Origin of the sequence: Thermogemmatispora aurantia, from assembly GCF_008974285.1 — a bacterium.
In the GTDB taxonomy this organism is placed as follows: Bacteria; Chloroflexota; Ktedonobacteria; order Ktedonobacterales; family Ktedonobacteraceae; genus Thermogemmatispora; species Thermogemmatispora aurantia.
In genome coordinates, this window is the sequence record NZ_BKZV01000006.1 from 1 (window position 1) to 24,640 (window position 24,640).

Below are 24,640 nucleotides of genomic sequence, written 5' to 3' on the forward strand. Positions count from 1 at the left end.
CCGCTCCAGGCTGGACCCCCAGCCGGAGATAAGGTCCCAGGAAGATCACCTGGTTGATAGACCGGAGGTGGACACCTGGTAACAGGTGCAGCTGACCGGCCCTAATGACCGAACGGCTTGTGCCTTCCTTACGATACTGCCAAAGATCGCTGAACGCCTGCTATTGTCAAGGATGGAACGCGCGGCGCTTCCCCGCTGTCGCGACGGACTTCTCCCTCAGCAAAATTGAGGCAAGACACCTTTCAGTTGGAAGTTCTCCCTGTTTCGCTGTTGCTTTTTCTTCGAACAAAAAAGAATGTCTAAGAGGCGCAGTAAGGAAGCAGGAAAAGGGGCGTGCCGGTGAGCAACGCCCTTTTTTTATAGCCTGGAGCACCCTTCTGGAAGCGAAGCAGAGCATGATCATTGACTTCCACACCCATCTCTTTCCACCCTCTATTTGTCAGCAGCGTGAGCGCTATTGCGAGCGCGACCCCTGGTTTCGGACCCTCTATGCCAATCCCCGCAGCAAGCTGGCCACCGCTGAGGATCTGATCACGGAAATGGATGCTGCGGGCGTGGATGCTTCGGTAGCCTTCTCCTTCGGCTGGACCGACCCGGGCCTCATCGAAGAGGGTAACAGCTACGTCCTGGATGCCATGCGTCGTTATCCGGGTCGCATCTATGGCATGGCAGTAATCTTACCTACAGCTGGCAGGCGCGCGGTGCGCGAACTAGAGCGCTGTGCTCAGGCTGGCATGATCGGCATGGGCGAACTTATGCCCCACGGCCAGGGCTACCGCCTGAGCGACACCCGCTTGCTGGCCCCCCTCATCGAGGTAGTGCGCCACTATCGCTTGCTCGTCCTCTCCCATTGCAGCGAGCCTGTAGGCCACCTCTATCCCGGCAAAGGCGATGTCTCTGTGGCCGATGTTGTCGCCTTCTTGACGGCTTTCCCCGATGTACGCTTCATCGCCGCCCATTGGGGCGGGGGCCTGCCTTTTTATACTTTGATGCCAGAGGTGCAGCAGGCCTGTTCCCTGGTGTGGTATGATACTGCTGCAACGGTCTTCCTCTACCGTCCAGCCATCTTCCCAACGGTGGCAAGGCTGGTAGGCGCTGAGCGCATTCTGTTCGCCAGCGACTATGGCTTGCTGCGCCAGCGCCGCGTCATCGAGCACATTCGGCAGGCCGGCCTCAGCACCGATGAGCTGACCAAAATCCTGGGCGAGAACGCGCGCCTCCTGCTTGGCCTGCCTGAGCAATCTACACGCTGATGTCACGAGGAAAGGCCAGGCTTCCTGTCACGTCGACAACAAGGACAAGGCAGAGCAAAAACTAGTAGTGTCAGAACAGGCCCAGGTGGAGAGTCTATGCGCGTGATTTCTCTGGGAAGTGGCAGCAGCGGCAACGCTTTGCTCATTGAGGCCGGCCCCAACGGACGAACCAGACTCCTGGTCGACGCTGGCCTGCCCTGCCGCACGTTAATTAATCGTCTCCATCTCGCCGGCGTCTCCCCTGCCCAGATCCTCGCTGTTCTCCTCACTCACGAACATAATGACCATACGCTGGCCCTTCCCACGCTGCTGAAACGCTATGATCCTCTCGTAATCTCTGACCCGGCTACCCTGGCGACCCTGGCGGATAACTCGCGGCAAGAATCCCACGCGACAACTGGCAGCCAGACTGGCACAGAGCAGTCTCTCTCTCTCTGTTTAAGGGAGAAGCGCCCTGCCAGGCTGCCGGGAGAGCACGGTGCTTGCGGGAAGAGGATGACAACCTTGCTGCCCCTGAGACGGACACTGGCCTTGCCTGCTGGTAACTCCTGCCTGCTCGGCGACATCGAGATCTTTTCCTTTCCAGTCCCACACGATGCTGCTGCTCCTTGCGGCTACCTGCTTAGCGCCGGAGGATGTCGTGTCTGCGTGGTAGTAGATAGCGGCTCGGTTACCCCGATCATGCTAGAGGCGATGCGTCAAGCCGACCTGCTGGTCCTGGAGGCCAATCATGATCGCGAACGGCTCCTGCGTGGCCCCTACACCTATGCTCTCAAGATGCGCATCCTCAGCCCCACGGGCCATCTCTCTAACGAGCAGGCAGCACAGGCAATTTTGCAGACCTGGCGCACCAATGGCCTGCGCTGGATCTGGCTGGCTCATCTGAGCCAGGTCAACAATACACCGCAGCTGGCTTTACGTAGCGTCCAGCGCCACCTGGTGGAGGCTGGCGCCGCCTTGCAACAGGTCCACCTGGCAACACTGCCCCGCACAATGGGACCAGCCTGGGATTCGACACGCCTCTGGCACGATGAATACTGGTGGTGCTATGAAACTCTGACAGAGAGATAACTGCTTCACCACCCACCCGCTCGCTGTAGATTCGACTCTCCCGGCTGTCACACGCAATTTGCTTGCTATGACAGCTCTTGCAGAGCGCGGTTGGCCCGCTCGATATCGCGTGCGGCGCGTAAGGCCGTAAAGAAGCCTAGTGCCTGAGTAAAGTAACGGCGAGCCAGCTCACGCCACAACTCCACCGCATCAGGCAGCTGAGCACTGACAGCCTGCCTTTGATGCAGCTCGCCAAGGCAGTAGAGGGTCTGGCCCCGCTCCCACGGGAGGTCAAGGCGTTCGAAAAGTGCCAGGGCTTGCTGCAGACAGGTCCGCGCCTCCTCCCAGCGCTGCAGAGCCAGCGCCATGCGGCCTTGTGCCCGCCAGGCCCGCCCCTCGGCCTTCAATGCCTGCGACCGGCGGGCCGCCGCCAGCGCCCGCTGACACCACGCGGCCTGCTCCTCAGCAGAGGCTCCAATCTGAACCAGAAGTTCGGCCAGCAGCGCCTGCTGCTCCGGTCGGACGAATGGCTCGTGGCGTCGAATCTCCTCCTTGAGCGTCTCAACTGCCCCAGCCCAGTCTTGGCGCGCAAGCTGCAAGACTAGCTCCAGATCCAGGCGCAACAGACGAGAGGTTGCCTGCTCACCGAGAAGCCTGAGACGGCGCAGATAGCGTTCCCCGCTCTCATAGTCACCCGTCTGATAGGCAATCATTACCAGATGCTTCAGGGCATCGATCTCCCACATCTCTTCGAGCTGATATTGCTCGATCAGCTGCAAAGCTTTCTGCGCTGCCTCACGCGCATCATCCCAGCGCTCCCATTCGTACCAGACATGGATGCGTCCCAGCATACTGAGCAGGAGCAACGGCGGACTTTCCATCGTCTGGGCCACCTGCCACGACTCACCGAACCAGCGTGCTGCCGTTGGATAATCACAGATAAAAAAGTGCACCCATCCCAGGGAATAGTAGAGGTCATGCAACTCCTGCCGATCCTGACGCCCCTGCTGACGAGTGATCTGGGCCTGAAGCTGCTGACGCTGATGCTGAGTGCGATGGGCTTCTGCATAGTCGCAGAGCTTCATATAAATACCGCCGAGAGCGTCGAGAGCCAACCAGAGCGCTTCTACGTCCTGGGCCTCCTCAGCCAGGCGCCTCGCCTCACGGGCGCTCTTGAGCGCCTGCTCTGCCTGTCTGGCTCGCTCATCGACATCGTTGGGATCATCCTCCCGTTGGCGCATATGCCACAGAGCCAGATAAGTCAGAAAGACGGAGCGATCACCCTGATCTTCTGCAAGAGCCAGCCCGGCATCGATGTAGGCACGCACCTCATCCATATCAGGGTGAGCATCGTGCCACGGGCCCCAGCGCGTTGCTAGCTCGGCCAGACTATCGTAAAGATAGAGGAGATCAGCCGCAGGCGGCTCGTCTTCAGCTTCCAGCAGCTGCAGCGCCTGCCGATAGGCCAGCCAGGCTTCCTTGAGATTGGCGCGCTGCGTAAAGGCGTCACCTAGCTTCTCGTGCATGCGCGCCAGTGCACGGCGGTCTGCCCCGCTCTCGTTCAACAGCTCCAGTGCATCGCTGTAAGCCTGGATAGCCCGAATCGTATAGTAGCTGCGCAGCGCCTGATCGCCTGCGCTCGTCAAGTAGGCCGTTGCTCGCTGACGCAGCTCCTGCAGCGTCAGCTCTGGCTCTGTAGCCTCGGCCAGGCCGGCGAGCAGACTGGGCGTCCAGTTAGCGGCTGCCTGCTGGTAATGATAAGCCAGCAGCTCAACGAAGCGATCAGTGCGCCCGTCGACCTGCTCTTCCAGCCAGCGCGCCAGGCGGGCATGGCTCAGAGCGCGGTTGGCGCGCGAAAGCGTGTGATAGACCACATCGCGCGTCAGAATATGCTTGAAGCTAAAGACCCGATCGTTCTCAACAGGGCTACGATCGCGCCGCTCCGACTCGGAGATGAAGTCGCGCGTGATCAGCGACTCCAGCGTCTGCAGGAGCGTCTCCTCGTCCAGGTCAGCCGTTAGCTCGCGCAGGCCCGAGAGCCAGAAGGTGCGCCCGATGATCGCCGCCTTTTGTAAGACATGCCTCTCGACAGGACTGAGCAAATCGACGCGCGCCGCCAGCACACCCTGGATCGTATCGGGGACCCGCGGCAAAGGCAGCGTATAATGGAGATCCAGCAGGGCATCATCGGGAGGCCCGGCTGGGCTGGCCAACTCGCTGAGAAGATGCTCCTTCTCACGGGCCACGCGCCAGCTATCCTGCTCATAGACCAGAAGCCCCTGGTCGATGAACATGCGGATCAGCTCTTCAACAAAGAAAGGATTGCCCTCAGCCCGGGAAAGGATCGTATGACAGAGAGCTTCGGGCAGCTCGGTGTTCTTCAGCAAGGCGCGTACCAGCTCCTTGCTCTCCTCGGCAGAAAGGGCCTCCAGCACAATAGTAGTAAAATTGCGCTGGCCACCGCCCCAATCCTGGCGCCGCTCCAGAAACTCAGGCCGCGCCGGACAGAGCAAGAGAATCGGAACGTTACTCAGGCGTTCCATCAGGTGCTCCAGCAGATCGAGCAGGGCCTCATCTGCCCATTGGAGATCGTCGATCACGAGAATAAGGGGCTGCTGCAGAGCCAGCGCGGCCAGGAAGATGCGCCAGGAACGCAGTAAGGTCATCTGAGTGCCACTCTGCTCCAGATTGCGCGTATGGGCCATGCGCTGCCGCTCGCGCCGCTCACCGCCCGGCAACGTTATCGACCGCCCGAGGTGGCGCCCAACGCTCAGCAGGATGGCCTCAGCCACATCCTCGGCCTCTTCTTTGTGCCCGGCCCTCTCCAATACTTCACTGACGAAGGCTGTGAAGCGCCGATGGATATCCTCATCGCTTTCGTTATATTGCACCTGGAGCAAGGCCCGCAGGATCTCGATCAGCGGCCAGTACGTGATGCCCTCACCGTAGGGCGGACAGCGCCCATGCATGACCAGCGGCACCGGTAGCTCGTCTGGACCAGTCGTACTGCGGGCTTTCTCCTGCTCGCGTTCGATGAACTCGTGCACCAGGCGCGACTTGCCAACGCCTGAGGGACCCAGCAGAGTGATCAAATGAGGCTGCCGCTCGGCCAGCACACGAGCATAGGTCGCGTGCATCAGCGTCAGTTCCAGCGAGCGCCCGATCAATGGGGCCAGCAGACCGCGTCGAGCACGCGCTGCCAGTGAACTGGCGGGCTGCTCGTCCGCCAGACCCAGCACAACCCAAGCGCGGATCGGCTCCTCCTTCCCCTTGAGCTGCAAGGGTGCTAGCGGGCGAAAGCGGAAGATCTCGCGCGTGGCCAGGTAGGTGCGCTCTCCTACCAGGATAGTGTCGGGACTGGCCACCTGCTGCAGACGCGCGGCGAGATTGACCGCCTCGCCCGTCACCAGAAAATCTCGGCGGCTGTTGAGGCTGCCATCAGGCCCGGGTGTGGCCACTTCGCCGGTGTTGATCCCGATGCGCATCTGTAGAGGCACTGCCTCTGGATCACGCTGAAGACGTTCCTGATTGAAACGTACCAGCGCGGCCTGCATGTCGAGGGCGGCTCGAATGGCCCGATCGGGATCATCCTCGTGGGCCAGCGGCAGGCCAAAGACAGCCATGACAGCATCACCGATGTATTTCTCTACAGTACCACCGTGGCGGCGAATCTGCTCTGTCATCAAGTTGAAGTAGCCTGCGAGGATGGCCCGCAGATCCTCGGGATCAAGGCGGTCGGCCAGGGGCGTCGAGCCAATGATGTCGGCGAACATCACCGTCACCACGCGCCGCTCTTCGGGCGTGTTCAAGGCTGACAGCAGGGCCGGTGCCTCCTTCGAAGCCGGCTCCAGCGCCAGCACTGGCGCAGGCAGCTGGGGCAGTGATTCTGGACCCGACTCCCCTTCCTCTCCACCGCGCACAGCAGGTATCGGCCAGGGCGAGGTCTCCATCGCCTCCCATCCACGCTCCTTCTGCCCCTGAACCCGTCCGCATTCAATGCAGAAGCGGGCTACCGGGGGATTGGCCGTACCGCAGTATGGGCAGATCAGGAAGCGAAGGCCACAGGCAAAGCAGAATTTGGCATGCAACGGATTCTGCGTCTGACAGCGTGGACAGCGCAGCATGATCTCTATACTCTTTCTCAACTCCTGCCCGCTGCTCTTGCAGGCGCAGGAGAAACCCTTTTTCGCCCGCTCTTGGGCTTGCTCTGACGACGGCGTAAGGCAAATCTCTAGCTGTTATTCTACTATATTTCGCTGGCTGGGAGATAGCAGCTGCTGAGCGCTGGAACCAGTCTGCGAGGAGCGGCGGATCGACAAAAGCAGTAGGTGAACCTATGCCCTCATTCATGCTCCACCCGGCCCAGCTTGACGAACCGGGCAGATTTGCGTACTATGAGGCGGATGGAAGGGAGAAGTATGCGTATGCAACCGGATTTTCGTGTCGAGAGCCGCAGCTATGATGGAGTGCTGCGTGGCACCTGGCGCTCCTATCGCCTCTCACCGGAGGTGCAGCTAAGCGATCCTCCAACTGCTTCACCAGGAACTGACTGCCTGCGCCTCTGGCTACCTGCCGGAACACTGATGGAGTGGACCACCGGAACACGCCCACTGCGCCATCATTGTCTCCAGTTCTTCTGGCCGGAGCGCTGGTATATGTTGAGCGCCTTCTACAATGGCTGCGACCTGCTCTATACTTATGCGACCATTATCTTGCCGCCGACTATCGAGGTGGCGAGTGTGCGCTACGTCGATCTCGACTTGACGATGCTGGTGCGCCCAGATCTCTCCTATGAGGTGCTGACGCAGGCCGAGTTCGATCATATGGTTGAACTGCTCGACTATAGCGAGGAGACGCGCATCGGGGCCTTGATGGCCCTGCGAACCCTGACGAATGCAGCCCAAATCGGAACGGGCCTCTTTCGCCTGATCCCTCAGCGCCTCCTCCAGACCGATTTTCATCGGGATGACTGCCTGTCGCAGCATGGCCTGAGCTGAGTGGCCGATCACCAACTCCAGATTGCTGCTCTCCCGCCATGCCAGCGTAGCCAGGGCGGGAGGCTCCACTCAGCATTGACTACACCGCTGGCTGCCCGAGCCACTCCCCTTGCTCCACCGCCTACCTACCTGGTCTGGCTCGTCCAGACCTGGCGCCGGCAATACCTCTTATGATCCCGGCCAGCTCCCCCTTGCTGACCTGCTTCTTCTGCCCTCATCTCTGGTCGTAAGATCTTGACTGACTGTCAGTCAGATTTATCAAGAGGCCCTGAAAGCGCTTGGGGAGCGGTGCGGGACGCCATAAGAGGGCCTGAAGGGCAGGTCAGATTATGCTATACTTACCTACACTATAGAGATATGTCGGCTCTTCACTGTGGCTGTATTGCTTTGCCCGGCATCATGCGACGTCGGCATGATCCAGTGTATCAGTGTATTGAGCGAAAGGAAGGAGGTACGCTCAATGACCATCTCCTCCACTGTGCTATCACCCATCGTGCAGCGTCAGAGTCAGGGAGCGACGTGGCTCTCGCCTGCCGAGTTCGCCATTCTCGAAGCCATCTGTGATACTCTGCTCCCTTCGCTGGAACCGCCCCCCGGCGTGAGTGCCGAAGAAGCCGCCTACTACCGACGGCGAGCTGCCGACCTTCAGGTGGCCCAGCGCATGGCCGAGATGCTGGCCCTGGAGGGCGAAGAGCGCAAAAGGCAGATTCACCAGCTTCTCACTCTTCTCAGCAGCTCGCTCACTTCCCTGCTCTTGGTTGGCAGACCTCAGCCGTTCGCGCGCCTGCCCCAGGAGCTGCGCGAGCGCTATCTCCTGGCCCTGGCCAACAGTCCACTTGGCCTGCTGCGCCAGGGCTTCCAGGCCATGAAGCGTCTGGCCGGTTTCATCTTCTTCGCCGCTCTCGACGAGCGGGGCTGCAATCCCAACTGGGCAGTGCTTGACTACACGCCGCCCCGGGACCCGCCAGCGACCGTGGCGCGTTCCCTGCAGCCTTTCCCCATTGAAAGCGACACCACTCTGGAGGCCGACGCCGTTGTCATCGGTTCCGGGGCCGGCGGAGGCGTGGTAGCCGGGGAGCTGGCTCGCGCAGGCAAGAGCGTGGTGGTCCTTGAAAAAGGGGGGTATTATAATGAAGAGACCTTTCCGGTTGAGGAAGGGCGAGGGATGACCGAACTCTATCTGCAGCGTGGCCTCTTGACCTCGCGCGACCTCGGCATCACCGTCCTCGCAGGTAGTACGCTTGGCGGGGGCACAGTTGTCAACTGGATGACCTCCTTCAGAACCCCCGAGGACATTCTGGATGAGTGGGCAAGGCAATCAGGCGTGAGCGAGCTGACGGGCAAGAGCCTGCAGGACAGTTTCGCTGCCGTCGAGGAGCGCATCAGCGTCAATCTGGAGAACAGCGCTCACAATCGGCAGAATCAGGTCCTGGCCGATGGCTGCACCGCCCTGGGTTACCATGCTGGCGTCCTGCGTCGTAATGCCGTCGGCTGTAACCAGCGCTGCGGCTCCTGTTGTTTCGGCTGTCGCTACGGCTGCAAGCGCTCGACGCTCGCAACCTATTTACAGGACGCTTTTGAGGCAGGCGCCCGCATCATTGTGAACTGCAGCGCTGATCGCGTGCTGATCGAGCAGGGGCGCGCTGTCGGGGTCGTAGCAAGCGTGCGTGATCCTCAGAGTGGACGCCTGAGTCGCCTGACCGTGCGGGCCCGGGCCGTCATTGTAGCGGCGGGTTCTATTCACTCGCCGGCTCTCCTGCTGCGCTCCGGCTTGAGCAATCCCCACATTGGGCGCCATCTCTATCTGCACCCGACGGCGGTAGTGGCCGGCCTCTATCCTGACAAGATTTACCCCTGGAAAGGGGTCCTGCAGTCGGCCTACAGTAACCAGTTTGGCCATCTGGACGGTACCTATGGCTACAAGCTGGAGACCGCTCCCGTGCATCCGGGGATGCTGGGCGTGGCCCTGCCCTGGTGGTCGGCGCGTGACTACCGCCGCGAGCTGCTGCAGGCGCCCTACGTGGCGGCCTTCATCGTCCTGACCCGCGATCGTGGAGAGGGCCGCGTCACTGTCGGCAGAGATGGCGAGCCAGTCATCGACTACGTGGTCTCGGTCTACGATCGCCGCCACTTGCTGCACGGCATAGCGCAGGCGGCGCGCGTGCATTTCGCTGCCGGCGCTCGCTCTGTGCTCTCGCTGCATACGCGGCGCACACGCCTGGATCGCGCCGCCGATGGCACGCTCGATGAACGGCAATTCCGCGAGTTCGAGCGCCAGCTTGAGCGCCACGGCATGGCTCCCAATCGCCTCATGGTCTTCACGGCTCACCAGATGGGCACCTGTCGTATGGGTAGCGACCCGCGGCAGGCCGTGGTCGATGGCCATCATGAGGTGCATGGTGTGCGAGGCCTCTTTGTCTGCGATGGTAGCGTCTTCCCCTCGCCTTCCGGCGTCAATCCGATGCTCTCGATCATGGCGCTGTCCCATAGGGCAGCGCAATATATCAAATCAACGCTGTAAGGGGAATATGCTCTATCATACGCATATGATGCGCAGACCCTCGCCTTTCAGGCAGCAGAGCGAGGAGGACGAAGACCTCTCATGGCGGGAGCGTCTCGTCCGCTTTGTGCGGAGCGTGCCAGGGGCCCTCGCCGGCCTGGCACGCTCTCTGCGCCTGGTCTGGGAGACCAACCCCTGGCTGACCCTGGGTCTGGGTCTAACCACGCTGCTGCTGGCCTTCGTGCCAGCCTCGACTATCTATCTCAATAAGCTCCTGCTGGATGCTGTCGTCATGGCCATCAGGGAGAGCGCGCGCGCCGACTACTATCTGCGCCTGATCGCCATCCTGGCCGGGCTGCAGCTGTTGCTCAACCTCGTGATGAGCCTGCTAAGTACGCTGAGCAATACGTTTCAGCAGATCCTGCAGGATGAAACGGCCAGCCGCGTACAGTACCTGCTGATCGAGCACGCTCATACTCTCGATATGGCCTTTTTCGAGCGTTCCGAATTCTACGATAAGCTGCAGCAGGTGCAGCAAGAGGCCATGCTGCGCCCGGTGATGATGATCGCCGGCACCTTTTCCCTGCTGCGCAACGCTCTCACCTTTGGCTCGATGATTGTCTTGCTGGTGCGGCTGGAGTGGTGGCTGGCCGTCATCGCCCTCGTGGCTCCGGTGCCTGCCTTTATCGCCGACGCGCGCTACGGCTGGCGTGGCTTTCAGCTCAGACGGCGCCAGTCCCAGGAGCGACGCATGCAAGCCTATCTGGTCAACCTGCTGACCACCGACTCCTATCAGAAGGAGATCAAGATCTTCAACCTGGGGCCTTTCTTTATCGAGCGCTTTAAGCAGTTCGCCGAGCGCTTCCTCAGCGAAGAGCGCCGCCTGGTAGTGCGACGCTATCTTGCCGGTTTCGGCTGGGGAACGCTGACGACACTGGTGAGCAGCGGCACCTTTCTCTATGTGGCCATCCAGGCCATCTATGGACGCGTCTCTATCGGCGACTTGACGCTCTATACCCAGGCCGCTAACTCGGTGCAGAATAACTTTCAAAATATTCTGAGTGGCTTCTCATCGATGTATGAGCATAATTTGTATCTGAGCACGCTCTTTGAGGTGCTGGCCCTGCGCCCCGAGATGCCACGTCCGGCCAATCCTGTACCACTGGAGCGCCCATTTACGCGCGGCATCGAGTTCCGCAACGTGACCTTTTATTATGAGGGACGGCAGGAGCCGGCGCTGCGCAATGTGAGCTTTAAGCTGGAGGCTGGCCAGACCCTGGCCATCGTCGGGCGCAATGGGGCTGGCAAGACCACCCTGGTCAAGTTACTGGCGCGCCTCTACGATCCCCAGGAGGGCCAGATCCTGGTCAATGGTCACGATATTCGTGAATACGATCCTGACGAGCTGCGCCGCGAGATCGGCATCATTTTCCAGGATTTTGTGCAGTACCAGCTGCTGGCTCGCGAGAACATCGGCATCGGCCAGGTTGACTTCATTGAGGATCGAGCACGGATCACGACGGCGGCCCAGAAGAGCGGGGCCGACGAGGTGATTGCCCGTCTGCCGCAGGGCTACGAGACAATGCTGGGACGCTGGTTCGAGGAGGGCCACCATCTCTCGGGCGGAGAGTGGCAGAAGATGGCCCTGGCCCGCGGCTTTATGCGCGAGGCCCAGATCCTCATTCTCGATGAGCCGACATCGGCGCTCGATGCCCAGGCCGAGCACGAGCTATTTGCCCGCATGCGCGAATTGACTCGCGGGCGCATTGCCATCTTTATCTCGCACCGCTTCTCGACGGTGCGTGTGGCCGACCTTATTCTAGTCCTGGAGCGGGGCGAGGTGATTGAGCAGGGCAGCCATGAGGAGCTGATGGCGCGCGGAGGACGCTATGCCGAACTCTTCAATCTACAGGCGTCCTCCTATCGCTAGCTGCCCCTGGTCGGCTAGTTCGGATGGTTTCTATGCTTGCTCGCTCGCCTACCTATCTGTCCGCCTCCGCCTGCTCTTCACCAGCCTGCGCCAGAGGGATGGGGACCTGCCCCCCGTTTGCTCACTGACGCCGGCTGATGCCCAGGCCACTCTCGACGCCCGAGAGATCGTAAAGGCCGCCCCGCTGCTCGTAGCCACCGATGAAGGGATCAGTGGCCAGCAGCATCGGAGTGTCGAGGTCGATGAAGCGGAAGCCGCCCAGACCGGCGACGAAATGGGCGGCAGCGCTGATAGCCAGGCGCGACTCCATCATGGCGCCGATCATGAGCTGAGTGTGGGTGGCGCGACAGACGGCGGCGATGTCAAGGGCTTCGACGATGCCGCTTTTCATGAGCTTGATGTTGACAACGTTGACTGCTCCCATCGCGATCAGGTGGGCGACGTTGGCGGCGCTGTAGGCGCTCTCGTCCGCAGCGACCGGGACGCGGCTGTGCTGGGTGACGTAGCGCAGTCCCTCGTAGTCGTCTTTGGGGACCGGCTGTTCAAGCAGCAGCGGGCGGATGTCGCGCTCGTCGAGAGCTTCCAGGCAGAGCAGGGCTTCGGCGGGTGTATAGCCCTGGTTGGCGTCCAGGGTCAGACCTGCGTTGGGCGCGCCTTCGCGCACCGCCTCGACTCGTGCCACATCTTCGCGGACGTCGCTGCCGACCTTGATCTTGATGGTGCGAATGCCGCGTTCGACAGCGGCTCGTGCCAGCTCGTAGGCGTGCTCAGGTTCGACTAGAGGAATGCTGATGTCGGTCTCGACGGCATTGCTGGCTCCGCCAAAGAAGGCGTAGAGCGGTAGACCGTAGGAATGGGTCAGGGCATCGAGGAGGGCCATTTCAAAACCGGCGCAGACGGAAGACTGGCTGAAATAGAGGCTGCGTAAGAGACGGGCCAGGCTGCGCCAGTGGGCGGCGTCTTTGCCCTGCAGCAGGGCGGCGCAGCTCTGGGCGGCAGCCAGCGCCGTGTTCTGGTCTTCGCCTAGACTGGGCAGGAAGGGCGCGGCCTCACCATAGCCAACGCTGCCATCTTCCAGCGTGACAGTGATGAGGACGTTGCGCGCCTCGCTGGTGCTACCGGTGGCAATGGCGAATGGCTCCAACAGGGGAATGTTGAGCGGCTCAACGCTGATGGCGGCGATGGTGGTGCGTGTGGTACGTCGCTGATGGATGTGGGCCATAGTGCTTTCTCTGTCTCCTGCTTTTTTCTGCTCTGCTTGCTGCTGTGCTGATACTGACCTGTGTGCTCTCTGGCTTCCTGGCTGCTTGTCTGTCCGACTGTCCGACTGGCTGGCTGGCTGGCTAGAGCTGGAGCCGGGTGCGGTTGCGCTGCCGGTCGGTGTGGCGCTCCAGGGCTAGCTCGATCAGGTGATCGAGGAGCTGCTCGTAGGGCAGGCCGCTGGCCTGCCAGAGCTTCGGGTACATGCTGATGGTGGTGAAGCCCGGCATGGTGTTGACTTCGTTGATGTAGAGCTGTCCACTGGCTTTCTGCAGGAAGAAGTCGACGCGCGCCAGGCCGCTCAGGTCAAGGGCCAGAAAGGCCTGAACAGCGTAGCGCCGCACCTGCTCGGCAGTCTCCTGTGGAAGGTCAGCGGGTATGACAATCTGGGAGCGGTTGTCAATGTACTTGGCGCGATAGTCGTAGAATTCGTTGCTGGGGATGATTTCGCCTACCACTGAGGCCAGCGGCTCGTCGTTCCCCAGAACGGCGCACTCCAGCTCACGGCAGTCGATGCCGCGCTCGACGATGATTTTGCGGTCGTATTCGGCGGCGAAGGCAATGGCCTGTTCCAGCTCCTTGCGGTTGTGGGCTTTGCTGATGCCAACGCTGGAGCCGAGGTTAACCGGCTTGACGAAGCAGGGATAGCCCAGCCGGGCCTCCACGGCTTCGAGGATGGGGCCGGGGTCACGCTCCCAGTCGTGGCGACGGTAGACCAGGTAGTCGACGATGGGAAGGCCAACGGCCTGGAAGATCATTTTCATTTTTTCTTTGTCCATACCCAGGGCGGACCCCAGGACGCCGCAGCCAACGTAGGGCACGCCGGCCATCTCTAGCAGCCCCTGGAGGGTGCCATCTTCGCCGTAGGTGCCGTGCAGCACTGGAAAGATGACGTCGACCCGGCCTGCTTCAAGGGCCTGCCCAACGTTCTCGGACTGGTTCAGCGGCACCAGGCGCCCCACAGTCGGATCACCTGGCAGGGTCACTGCCAGGCTCTCGCTGAGGACTGTCCCCTCTTGACCTGTTTCGGCAGCAAGCAGGCGCTGTGGGGCGGCGCCGAGCAGCCAGCGCCCTTCCTGAGTGATGGCAATAGGTACAACCTCATATTTGTTGGGGTCGAGGTGCTCGATGATCGAGGTGGCAGAGGCGATGGAGACTTCGTGTTCGCCCGAGCGGCCACCGAAAATGACGCCAACGCGCAGCTTGCGCGTCTTCGGTTGGGAGTGCTGCATGCTCTGCTCTCTCCTTCCTCTCTTCCCTCTTATTGTGGGCCGCCTGTCCGCCCGGCAGAAGCCCCTGGTTCTGCTGACCACAGTTTGAGCATGGTTTCCATCGCCATGCCGCGCGAGCCTTTGAGCAGGACCAGGTCAGCGGGTTGGACCTCCGCCATCAGCAGGGCTGCCGCGGCGCGCTTGGCCTCTTCCAGAGCGCTACGGTCATGCGGGTCAGCGGGGAAATAGTGGGTGCGCTCCAAGGGCAGGCCGGCTGCTCTGGCTCCCTCGACGTAGTGGCGGGCCTGATCACCAATGGCCACTACATAATCAACGAGGCCACCAAGGGCCTCGCCGGCACGCCGGTGCTCGCGCTCGGCGTGGGGTCCTAGCTCGAAGATGTCACCCAGCACGGCCCAGCGCCGCCCTCCTTCCTCGACTGGTGTGGCCTGCATGGCGCGCGCGATGGCGATGATCGATTCGGCACTGGCGTTGTAGCTGTCGTCGATGAGGGTGCTGCCGTTTGGCCCTGGCTTGATTTCGCCCCGTCCTTTGACCGGCGCCAGCGATTCCAGGGCGGCGCGAATTTCGGCCAGGGGCAGGCCCGCGGCACAGCCAACCGCCGCCGCTGCGAGGGCGATGTAGATGCCGTGGTCACCAGGAATGTGCAGCTGAACTGGACACTGCTCGCCGTGATAGCTCAGGAGAAAGCGCCGCCCGCGCAGTGGGTCACCTCCATCAGGAATGGCTCGTACCTCTGCCTGCTCGCCGGTACCGTAGTAGACGACACGCGCCTGGGTGCGGGCTGCCATACCGCGTACGCGCGGATCATCATAGTTGAGGAAGGCGATACCATCGGGAGGCAGGGCCTCAACCAGTTCGCCTTTGGCCTGGACAATACCCTCGACTGATTTGAAGAATTCGAGATGAGCGCTGCCGACGTTGGTAATGACCGACCAGTGTGGGCGGGCGATGGTTCTGCAGAGCCAGGCCAGCTCTCCTACCCACTGGGCCCCCATTTCGAGCACGGCGTAGCGGTGCTGCGGCTCCAGACGCAGCAGCGTCAGGGGATAGCCGATCTCGTTATTATAGGAGGCGAAGGTTTTGAGGGTCGGCGCCTGCCTGCTAAGAACAGTAGCGATAGCCTCTTTCGTGCTGGTTTTTCCGTTGCTGCCGGTAATACCAATGAAGATAGTGCCTTGCTGGCGCTGGGCACGCTGGCGGGCGATGGCATGTAGGGCCTGAAGGACATCGGGGACAACAATCTGCAAGAAGGACGGGGGGACGTCCTCGGCGGGTTGACTGCAGAGGGCGCCGCCAGCCCCCTGGCGCGCAGCATTGGGAATGAAGTGATGGCCATCGACATGCTGGCCCTTGAGGGCAATGAACAGATCTCCGGGTTCGATCTGGCGGCTATCGTGGTGGGCTGCTGGGAAAAGGCGCTCCGTTTCCTCGGAGGCCAGACCGTAGAAGCGAGCGCTGTCGCCGCAGGCCTGCCGAATGTCGCTAAGGGTAAACATAGAAGCTGCGTCCTCTCCTCTCTCCTCTGCCAGTATCTGCTACTTTACTACTCCTATCGGGTGATCTGCCTCTCTGGTCAGGACCGATGTGCGGGCTTGCGAACTACGGATTCTTGGGGCCATTATACCATAGCCTCTACCGCTCGCATACGTTCCTGGCAACCAGGGCAGACCGAGTCCAGCTTGAGGCCGCGGCTCGGGGAGAAATGTGATAAGGTTAAAGGAGGAGAGTACGGGCTGCAGGCAGCCTGCAGTCCGACATGGAATCTGATGGAATGGAGGAACAGTTTTGATGCGAGCAGTTGTGATCACTCGTCCCGGAGGCCCCGAGGTCCTGGCTATTCGTGAAGTGCCGATGCCGGAACCCCAGGGTGATCAGGTTCGTGTGCGTGTCCATGCCGCCGGCCTCAATCGCGCCGATTTGCTGCAGCGTGCGGGTGGCTATCCTGCGCCGCCCGATGTGCCCTCTGATATTCCCGGGCTGGAGTTTGCGGGGACCGTCGATGCGGTGGGGCCACTGGCGCGCCGTTGGCGACCGGGTCAGCGCGTGATGGGTCTGGCCGGAGGGGGAGCACAGGCCGAGTACATCGTCGTTCATGAAGGGTTGCTGGTGGAGATCCCCGACCGCCTCGACTTCGTACAGGCAGCGAGTATTCCCGAGGTCTTCATGACCGCTCACGACGCCCTCTTTACTCAGGCGGGCCTGCAGATGGGCGAGCGCGTGCTGATCCATGCTGCCGGCAGTGGCGTAGGCACGGCAGCCATCCAGCTGGCCCATGCTGCCGGGGCTATTACGTTTGGCACCGCGCGCACAGCGGCCAAGCTGGAGCAAGCCCGTGAGCTGGGGCTGGACCATGCTCTCACTGCTCAGAATTTCGCCGCTGAGGTCCAGCGTTTGACAGGAGGAGAGGGCGTACAGGTGGTGCTCGACTTCGTTGGCTCTGCCTATCTGGCGCAGAATATGGAAGCCCTTGCTCCCTGGGGGCGCATGGTCATTCTGGCCACGATGGGCGGGGCCCAGGCCGGGATCAATCTTGGGCTGCTGATGGCCAAACGCCTGCAGATTCGCGGCTCAACCTTGCGTGCGCGCAGCCTGGAGGAGAAGCTGGCTGTCACACGCCGCTTTGCCACCTCGGTGCTGCCTTTGTTGGCGAGCGGCAGAGTGAAGCCGGTCATCGAGCGCGTCTATCCTCTGGAAGAGGTCGCCGAGGCCCATCGTCATATGGGTGAGAATCGTAACTTCGGGAAACTGGTACTCTCCCTCACGTAGTTGGCTTTGCCTTTTTGTACACTGACCGGTTCGCCCAAGCCAAGCGCCGGCGAGTCGATGGCGGCTAGCGGCAGTGGCTGGCAATCCGAGAGCGGCTGCTCGCCGGCGCGGAGCGCGGTCGCGAGGTCACTCAGGGGCCTGCTTCAGGCTGAGGTCTCTTGCTCGTCTTCGCGTGTCTGCTCGCCTGCCTGTCGCTGGCGGATCAGCACTTTATCGACGCGCCGCCCATCCATGTCAACGACTTCCAGCTCAAAGGTGCCCAGGGTGATCCGGTCTCCTTCGTGGGGAATGCGATCAAGATGGGCCTGCACCAGACCGGCGATGCTGCTGTATTGGCCGCGCTCCTCCTCGGGAATGGGTGGCAGCCCGATCTGTTCGCGGACTGTTTCGTAGCTCTCCAGGCCATCGACCAGCCACGAGCCATCTTCCCGCTGCACGATGCTGCGCTCTTCGTCCACATCGTACTCATCCTGGATCTCGCCTACCAATTCCTCTAGCAGATCCTCCATTGTGACCAGGCCGCTCACCTGACTGTATTCGTCGATGACCATAGCAATCTGGGCCCGCTCGCGCTTGAAGCGGCGCAGCAAATCGTCCAGGTGCTGCTGCTCCAGAGCAAAGATCGGTGTGCGCAACAGGCGTAGATAGTCTCGGCTGGTGCTGCCAGTCAACATGTAGAGCAGGTCTTTGGCGTGCAGGATACCGAGAACGTTGTCGATCGTGTCTCGGTAGACCGGTAGGCGGCTGTAGCCGCTCTCGCGGAAGACACGCGCTACCTCTTCGAGAGGAGCGCTGGCTTCGATGGCCACAACTTCGCTGCGCGGGCGCATCACCTCGCGCACAGTGCGGTCTGCAAAGTGGAGGGCGCGACGGATAAACTCCTCCTCTTCGCGCTCGACTGCTCCGCTGGTGAAACCTTCATGGGTCAGGTAGACGATGTCTTCCTCGGTGACCTCGGGCTGAGTGTCTGTACGCTGGCCGAGCAGGCGTAGCAGGAGGTTTGTGGAGAGCGTGAGCAGGCCGACGATGGGGCGGGCGAGGCGCGATAGCAGACTCATGACGGGAGCGGCGGCACTGGCCACGCTTTCGGCATGCTGCAAGGCCAGACGTTTGGGGGCCAGCTCGCCGATCACCAGCGTGAAGTAGGTGATCAGCAGGACATCGATGGCCAGCGCCAGGCTATCGGCGTAAGCGCCGACGAGGGGCAGCGTGCGCAGCCAGGCTGCCAGGGGACCGCTCAGGCTGGCGCCGCTGAAGGCTGCAGCCAGGGTACTGATAAGGGTAATACCTACCTGGACGGTCGCGAGAAAGCGGTCCGGTTCCTCGGCCAGCTCCAGGGCCTGTCGGGCCCGTTTCTTCCCAGCCTCCGCCTGCTGCTGTAACCTGCCACGTCGCGCCGAAACGGTGGCAATTTCTGAAGCTGCGAAGAAGCCGTTGGCGACCATTAATAGAAAAATAATGAGCAATTCGATGCCGAGTCTACCGGACATGCCTCCGCTCTCCTCTCTTCTGTCCTCTTCTCTGTATCGTGATCTCTCAGGCACTGTGCCAGCAGCCTGACTGCGTAGCAAGTGGGCGTAATGGGAGCTGATACCGTGTCCTGGGTATCTGCTCACCTAGCAGCACGATGCTGTGTCAGGCTCGCACGTCTGGACAGTACCCAGCAGGAGTAGTCTCTATTCTAACATCTCCGTCTCTCCAGGGTGAGTGTCTGACGGGCGCCGCCTGGCGCCAGCAGCACTGCCCTTCGCCACAGCCCGGGGTGCTCTCACTTCACAGCGGTCGCGCTTATGGGCTATAATAGCGATGCAGGGCTAGCGAGCAAACGGTCAAACAAACCGGGCGCACGGCGCGGCACCTGCAGATTCTTGGGAAGCGTCAAGCACAGCGTTTTCAGTACTGTCCTGTATCTAATGGCGCTGCTAGGGGAGCCGTTCCAGGCTGAGAGGGCGGCCATCGACAGATGGCTTGCCGACCCTGAAAACCTGATCTGGGTAATACCAGCGGAGGGAAGCGGCGAGCGCATCCGCCCTCGGCGCTCGCGTGAGATGCTCCGGTCCTGAGTGAGTCAATCCGGCGAGGGGGATGCATGTGAGCAGTCTGTCTCATTGCCACGTACCAAACTTGATCGCCGCTGTGCGAATCAAGGCCGCGGCGGCGCAGCGCACGGTGAGCGTCGCTACAGATGCAGATTGGTTTGTTGTGCGTGGCTGCCTCTTTCCCTGCTCAGTTGATTGCTCAGCTCGCTACCAGCTCTGAGCTGGGCCAGGGGCGGAAGAGCGAGTCATTGCCGCCAGGCCCGCTCTGCTCTGCTCTCCATGCCTCTGCTTTGGGTTCCTCTCCTGCCAATGGCTGTCTCGGCCCCCTTCAGCGCTCCATTCTGCGCGCCTGCTAGCTGCGCAGACTCAGCCTTGTTAGCGATAGTGGAGCAACAGCGATGCATTCGCCCAAATTGCAGCTTGAGGGGGTCACGTACCGCTACCGCGCTGGAAGACAGAGCGTGGAGGCGCTAGCTGGCATCGATCTGACGGTCAACGCGGGCGAGTTTGTAACCATCATTGGCCCCAGTGGCTGCGGCAAAAGTACCCTGTTCAACATCATTGCCGGGGTTGAGGAACCGACTGATGGCACCATTATGCTGGATGGCGAAGTCAATGGCGAGCGCGCTGGCAAAACGGGCTATATGCCGCAACAGCCGCTGCTCCTGCCCTGGCGCACCGTCGAGGAGAATGTGATGTTGGGCCTGGACATTCGCCGGGTTCCGCGCAAGCTCGCGCGCGAGCAGGCTCACGAGCTGCTCAAGCGCTTCGGCCTGAGCGAGTTCGCTGATCATTACCCGGCCTCGCTCTCCGGCGGGATGAGCCAGCGTGTGGCCTTGCTGCGCACCGTACTCTTTCATCCCTCTTTTCTCCTGTTAGATGAGCCTTTCGGTGCTCTCGATGCTTTGACCCGCCTCTCTTTGCAGATGTGGCTGCAGGAGCTGTGGCAGAGCCTTAAGTCGAGTATCCTCTTTATTACTCATGATGTTCGTGAGGCCATCCTGCTCTCTGACCGCATCTACATTTTCAGCGCTCGTCCGGCCCGGGTACTGCGCGTTGTCAGGGTAGAACTGCCGCGCCCGCGACGTCCTGAGCAGCTAGCCACGCCCGCGGCTGCCAGCCTCGAACAGGAATTGATCAGCTTACTGCTGAAGGAGCAGAGAGCATGAAGGACGGCACTCTGAGTAGTCTGCGCAAGCTGGCCAGCTATGGACCGGCCATCATTCTCGCCACCCTTCTCCTCGTGCTCTGGGAAAGCTATGTGCGCCTGGCCCGGGTGAGTCCTTTTATTCTGCCGGCGCCGACGGCCATGTTGCAGGCTCTGGTGGCGAACTGGGGCCTGCTCTACGAGCATACCTTGCAGACGCTGGTTGAGACTCTGATCGGCCTGGCTATCTCGGTGGTTTTGGGCCTGCTCATCGCCGTGCTGCTCGACCTCTCTCCCTGGGTGCGGCGCGCGCTTTACCCGCTGCTCTTGACCTCGCAGACCATTCCGATGGTGGCGCTGGCGCCGTTACTGCTGGTCTGGTTCGGCTATGGCTTGCTGCCCAAGGTCTTGCTGGTGATTCTCTACTGCTTTTTTCCCATCGCCGTAGCCTGTGCTGATGGTCTGCTCAGCGTCGAGCCGGAGCTGATCAAAGTCCTGCGGAGCATGCGCGCCTCGCGCTGGCAGATCCTCTGGTTGGTGCGTCTGCCAGGAGCCTTACCGGCCTTCTTCTCCGGCTTGCGCATTGCCGTCACCTACAGCGTTACGGGGGCCATTGTCGGCGAGTACGTCGGTGCCGAGAAGGGCCTGGGCCTCTATATGGAGACCTCGGCCAACTCCTTTGCGATGGCCAATGTGTTGGCGGCGGTCCTGATTACTGTCGTCTTGACCATCCTGCTCTTTGGCCTGGTGGCCCTCTGTGAGCGTCTGGCCCTTCCCTGGTATTTTACCCAGGCACGCACGCAGCGCTGAACCCTCGTGCCTCAGCTCTGGGGCTTGACTTGAAAGGATAGGTTGCTTATGAACAACAGAACGCGTTTGACATTGAGTATTGTGATCCCGCTACTGGTCATTGTGGTAGTCGTTGGGGCCTTCCTCTGGCAGCAGCATGGCGCCAGCTCTGGTGCCAGCACTGGCCCCGCCGGCACTGGTACAGCGCGGCCCCTGACGACGGTCAAGCTGGCCCTCGATTGGACGCCCAATACCAATCACACAGGTATTTATGTGGCCCTGGCCCAGGGCTGGTACGCCCAGGAGGGGATCAGACTGGAGATCCTCCCCTTTTCTTCGAATGTCTCGCCCGACGTGCTGGTCAGTACTGGCAAGGCCGATGTGGGCATTAGCTCGACCGAGGGCGTGGTCACCGATGCGGCCCTCGGCCAGCCTGTGGTCTCGATCGCTGCTATTATTCAGCATAATACTTCGGCGCTGGTGACGCTGGCCAAGTCTGGCCTGAAGCGTCCGCGCGATCTCGATGGCAAGGTCTATGCAGCTTTCGGCGCGCCTTATGAGACGGCGGTGGTGAGCGCCATTATCAAGCACGACGGTGGCAAGGGGATCTTTCGCAGCGTCACCCTGGATGTCGATAGTATGCAGGCCCTGGAGACGGGCCGCGTTGACTTCGTCTGGGTCTTTGAAGGCTGGGAGGTTATTCAGGCTCAGCGCCAGGGGGTGCAGCTGAATGTCTTCCCGGTGACCAGCTATGGTATTCCCGATTACTATACCCCGACCTTGATTACGGGGCCGCGCCAGATCAAGGAGGAGCCAGATGTACTGCGTCGCTTCATGGCGGCGACGGCGCGCGGCTATGAATATGCGCGCCAGCATCCGCGTGAGGCGGCGCAGATGCTGCTCAATATGGCTCCCAAGGGCACTTTTCCCGATCCCGGCCTGGTCTACGCTAGCCAGGCATTCTTGAGTCCGCGCTACGCTGACCCAGGTCGCCAGTGGGGCTGGCAGGACTCTGCCCCCTGGCATGGTTATCCTCAGTTCATCCTGGATACGGGCCAGATTAAGAATAGTGCCGGTCAGGTCGTGCGCTCGCTCAACTTCGACTCGCTCTATACCAATGCCTTCCTGCCTCACTAATTGATCGCCTGGCGCTGGCTTGTGCCGGGCAGGGTGGATGGCGGCCAACGGAAGAGCGTGTGGCCAGTCAGCTCTGCCGTTGGCCGCTGTGCTTTTGGGTGGCTCTATGGTGTCGTCCTTGACTAGAGCAGCTGGGCAGGCAAGGCGGGAGAAAGCCGATACCTCGGCGCACTCTCTTCGTTTCATCTAATAGATGGATATCCTGCCATGCTGGATCTATCTTCTTGATAAGCTGCTCTAGCCTTGGTGTGAAGAACCACCATCATGCAAACATCTGACCAGCCTATCTTTTGCCCGACGTGCGGGGCTGCCAACAGCCAGGGAACCCAGATCTGCCAATACTGCCAGGCCTCCCTCTTGCCTGCTGCCAAGTCTGCCGCCATTGCCAACTCTTCGCCGGCGCAGGGAAGGCCGGCTGTGATCAGGCTGGAGCCTGAAACGGAGGAAGAACCGGTAGACAGCCGTTCGCTCGTGCCGCTCTGGCCCGGTATGGTCTTGCGAGAGCGCTATCATATTTTGCGTATTTTGGGACGCGGCGGTTCGGGGGCTGTCTATGAAGCCAGCGATCTGCACGAAGGCGAGCGCCGCGTGGCCATCAAAGAGATCGTGGCCTTTCATTTGGAGCCGCGCGTGGCTGCTGAGACAATGGCCGCCTTCTACAGTGAGGCCTCGCTACTGGCGACCCTGCGTCATCCTAGCTTGCCGGAAGTTTACGAGTATTTTACCGAACAGGATTGCTGCTACCTGGTCATGGAATTCATTCAGGGCGAGACGCTGGAGGAGCGCTTGCTGCGCAGCCAGGATGGTCGCCTTCCTCTCGCGGAGGCCCTGGAGATTGCCATTCAACTCTGCACCGTTCTGGAGTACTTGCATTCGCGCCCTGTGCCGATCATCTTCCGTGACCTGAAACCGGCCAATATCATGCTTGATAGTGTCGCCGGGCGGGTCTGCCTGATTGACTTTGGGATCGCACGACGTTTCAAGCCGGGTCAGAGCCGCGATACGCTGGCGCTGGGTTCGCCTGGCTATGCGGCCCCCGAGCAATATGGCAGGGCACAGAGTACGCCGCAGGCCGATATCTATGGGCTGGGGGCCACGCTCCACCAGATGCTGACAGGCGTTGACCCTTCGGAGGCCCCGTTGCGCTTCGCCTCGCTACGCTCCTTTGATCCTTCGCTCCCGCCAGAGTTGGATGAGCTGGTGGCGCGCATGGTGGAGATCTCCCCCCAAAAACGGCCAGCCAGTGCCGCAGAAGTGCGACGCCAGCTTGATTTGATCCGTCTCCAGCTTCCACGGGACCAGCGGACTAGCAGCCGCAGGCCGAGTCAGCAGCCGCCCCCGACCCGGGGGAAACGCCGACGCCAGGTGGCCCAGCTCTCATCTGCGGCGCCATCGGCGGCAGCCGCATCTCCGGCTCCAACGCTGCCGCGCCGTTTGCTGCTCTTTGCCGGTCCTTTTCTCCTGGGGGCTGTGGTGGGCCTTTTGGGAGCGCGCGAGCTGGATCTGCCGCTGATCTCGGCCTCGTCCAGCCTCCAAACGCCTACCGTCTTCGCGCGCACGCCGGCGGCCAATCTGCTCTCACTCCCACGTGTGAGCGTGCGCCTGGCCCTGAGCTACCGCGGCCATCAGGCTCCGGTTCGCGCTGTGGCCTTCTCCAGCGACGGGCAGTATCTGGCCTCTGGCGACCTGGCTCATGCCGTTCACGTCTGGGAGCCGCTCTCTGGCGAGCTGCTGCTGCACTATGATGATCATCACGCAGCCATTACTTCCCTCGCCTGGCTGCCTGGCACCAGTGTGCTGGCTTCGAGCAGCGAAGATGGCACGGTGCAGGTCTGGGATGTAGCACAACAGCGGCGTCTGCTCGTGTATCGGGGCCATCGGGGAGCTGTGCGCGCAGTCAAGGGGAGCGCAGTAGGTGTATTCGCCTCGGGGGGAGTCGATGGCAGCGTGCAGGTGTGGGATGCCAGCACTGGCGTGCGCAGCTTGCTGCTCCTGGACAGGAGTCGTGCGCCGATCAACGCTCTGAGCTGGTCACCGGCGACTACTAGCCTGGCCTCTGCCGATGAGCAAGGCAATGTACTGCTGTGGGATACGAGCAGTGCAGCGCTGAGCGGGCATCAGACCATACTCGATGTTGTGAGCGGGCAGCCTGTGGCTCTACTAGCGCTGGCCTGGTCGCCCGATGGCTCGCAGCTAGCGGGAGCCGGCGCCGACGGCCAGGTTGTCTTGATCAGTCTACAGGGCAGCGCCTTTCTGGGCGGTCAGGTCGTCTCATCGTCCCCCTGCACCGCTCTGGCCTGGTCGCCGGATAGTCGCCTGCTGCTGACCGCCAGTGGCAATCAGGCCACCATTTGGCTGGCTAGCATGACCGCTTACAGTCCGCTCTACACCTATGAAGAGCAGGAAGGGAACGTGGCAGCAGTGGATTGGGCCCTCAATGGCGGACTGCTGGCTTCCACAGGAGGGAAAAGCGTGCGTGTCTGGAGTGTGAGCAGCAGCGGCTAGTGCCCGTGGCAGGGGGCTGGAGAGCGAGAGGC

The 24,640-nt window shown here is 61.5% G+C and carries 15 protein-coding genes, 1 rRNA gene and 1 riboswitch; of the genes, 11 read left to right on the top strand and 5 right to left on the bottom strand.

What is annotated here, in order from left to right:
• From KTAU_RS21820 to KTAU_RS17270, 3 genes are all read left to right on the top strand, one after another.
• Positions 1 to 125: ribosomal RNA gene (locus KTAU_RS21820) — 23S ribosomal RNA — on the top strand; the annotation flags it as partial.
• A 270-nt stretch (positions 126 to 395) separates the two neighbouring features.
• The gene (locus tag KTAU_RS17265) at positions 396 to 1,253 is read left to right on the top strand and encodes an amidohydrolase family protein (protein WP_151729547.1); all 858 of its coding nucleotides are present in this window, start codon (positions 396 to 398) and stop codon (positions 1,251 to 1,253) included.
• A 96-nt stretch (positions 1,254 to 1,349) separates the two neighbouring features.
• Positions 1,350 to 2,324 (top strand): MBL fold metallo-hydrolase, encoded by a 975-nt coding sequence (locus tag KTAU_RS17270; protein WP_151729548.1) that lies wholly within the window; start codon positions 1,350 to 1,352, stop codon positions 2,322 to 2,324.
• 65 nt (positions 2,325 to 2,389) lie between these two features.
• On the opposite strand, the gene KTAU_RS17275 is transcribed toward KTAU_RS17270, so the two are convergent.
• A complete protein-coding gene (locus KTAU_RS17275; RefSeq protein ID WP_151729549.1) occupies positions 2,390 to 6,427 on the bottom strand; it encodes an adenylate/guanylate cyclase domain-containing protein in 4,038 nt (1,345 codons plus the stop codon).
• Between the two features lie 300 nt (positions 6,428 to 6,727).
• Here KTAU_RS17275 and KTAU_RS17280 point away from each other — a divergent pair, with 300 nt between their 5' ends.
• The 3 genes from KTAU_RS17280 (at position 6,728) to KTAU_RS17290 (ending at position 11,730) form a co-directional block, all read left to right on the top strand.
• Positions 6,728 to 7,300, top strand: coding sequence for a ribonuclease FAU-1 family protein (locus tag KTAU_RS17280; protein ID WP_170293397.1), 573 nt, complete (start codon positions 6,728 to 6,730; stop codon positions 7,298 to 7,300).
• A 460-nt stretch (positions 7,301 to 7,760) separates the two neighbouring features.
• The gene (locus tag KTAU_RS17285; RefSeq protein ID WP_170293398.1) at positions 7,761 to 9,821 is read left to right on the top strand and encodes a GMC family oxidoreductase; all 2,061 of its coding nucleotides are present in this window, start codon (positions 7,761 to 7,763) and stop codon (positions 9,819 to 9,821) included.
• Between the two features lie 7 nt (positions 9,822 to 9,828).
• Positions 9,829 to 11,730 carry an ABC transporter ATP-binding protein gene (locus KTAU_RS17290; RefSeq protein ID WP_170293399.1) on the top strand — a complete coding sequence of 634 codons (1,902 nt, stop codon included), beginning with the start codon at positions 9,829 to 9,831 and terminating at the stop codon, positions 11,728 to 11,730.
• A gap of 121 nt (positions 11,731 to 11,851) precedes the next feature.
• On the opposite strand, the gene KTAU_RS17295 is transcribed toward KTAU_RS17290, so the two are convergent.
• The 3 genes from KTAU_RS17295 to KTAU_RS17305 form a co-directional block, all read right to left on the bottom strand.
• Positions 11,852 to 12,952 (bottom strand): dipeptide epimerase, encoded by a 1,101-nt coding sequence (locus tag KTAU_RS17295; protein ID WP_151729552.1) that lies wholly within the window; start codon positions 12,950 to 12,952, stop codon positions 11,852 to 11,854.
• A 121-nt stretch (positions 12,953 to 13,073) separates the two neighbouring features.
• Positions 13,074 to 14,222 (bottom strand): D-alanine--D-alanine ligase, encoded by a 1,149-nt coding sequence (locus tag KTAU_RS17300; protein ID WP_151729553.1) that lies wholly within the window; start codon positions 14,220 to 14,222, stop codon positions 13,074 to 13,076.
• Positions 14,223 to 14,251: 29 nt separating this feature from the next.
• Positions 14,252 to 15,721 (bottom strand): UDP-N-acetylmuramoyl-tripeptide--D-alanyl-D-alanine ligase, encoded by a 1,470-nt coding sequence (locus KTAU_RS17305; protein WP_151729554.1) that lies wholly within the window; start codon positions 15,719 to 15,721, stop codon positions 14,252 to 14,254.
• Positions 15,722 to 16,013: 292 nt separating this feature from the next.
• Between KTAU_RS17305 and KTAU_RS17310 the strand changes: the two genes are divergently transcribed.
• The gene (locus KTAU_RS17310) at positions 16,014 to 16,991 is read left to right on the top strand and encodes an NAD(P)H-quinone oxidoreductase (RefSeq protein ID WP_151729555.1); all 978 of its coding nucleotides are present in this window, start codon (positions 16,014 to 16,016) and stop codon (positions 16,989 to 16,991) included.
• A 143-nt stretch (positions 16,992 to 17,134) separates the two neighbouring features.
• On the opposite strand, the gene KTAU_RS17315 is transcribed toward KTAU_RS17310, so the two are convergent.
• Complete coding sequence (locus KTAU_RS17315; protein WP_151729556.1) at positions 17,135 to 18,481, bottom strand: hemolysin family protein; 1,347 nt, start codon at positions 18,479 to 18,481, stop codon at positions 17,135 to 17,137.
• A 424-nt stretch (positions 18,482 to 18,905) separates the two neighbouring features.
• Positions 18,906 to 19,020, top strand: a riboswitch (TPP riboswitch).
• 408 nt (positions 19,021 to 19,428) lie between these two features.
• On the opposite strand from KTAU_RS17315, the gene KTAU_RS17320 reads away from it, so the two are divergent.
• From KTAU_RS17320 to KTAU_RS17335, 4 genes are all read left to right on the top strand, one after another.
• Positions 19,429 to 20,199 (top strand): ABC transporter ATP-binding protein, encoded by a 771-nt coding sequence (locus tag KTAU_RS17320; protein WP_151729557.1) that lies wholly within the window; start codon positions 19,429 to 19,431, stop codon positions 20,197 to 20,199.
• The gene (locus KTAU_RS17325; RefSeq protein WP_151729558.1) at positions 20,196 to 20,987 is read left to right on the top strand and encodes an ABC transporter permease; all 792 of its coding nucleotides are present in this window, start codon (positions 20,196 to 20,198) and stop codon (positions 20,985 to 20,987) included. Before KTAU_RS17320 ends, KTAU_RS17325 begins: the two co-directional genes overlap by 4 nt.
• 48 nt (positions 20,988 to 21,035) lie before the next feature.
• Positions 21,036 to 22,103 (top strand): ABC transporter substrate-binding protein, encoded by a 1,068-nt coding sequence (locus KTAU_RS17330; RefSeq protein ID WP_151729559.1) that lies wholly within the window; start codon positions 21,036 to 21,038, stop codon positions 22,101 to 22,103.
• A 417-nt stretch (positions 22,104 to 22,520) separates the two neighbouring features.
• Positions 22,521 to 24,608: a WD40 repeat domain-containing serine/threonine protein kinase gene (locus tag KTAU_RS17335; RefSeq protein WP_170293400.1), complete on the top strand. Its 2,088-nt coding sequence runs from the start codon at positions 22,521 to 22,523 to the stop codon at positions 24,606 to 24,608.
• The last annotated feature ends 32 nt before the right edge of the window (positions 24,609 to 24,640 follow it).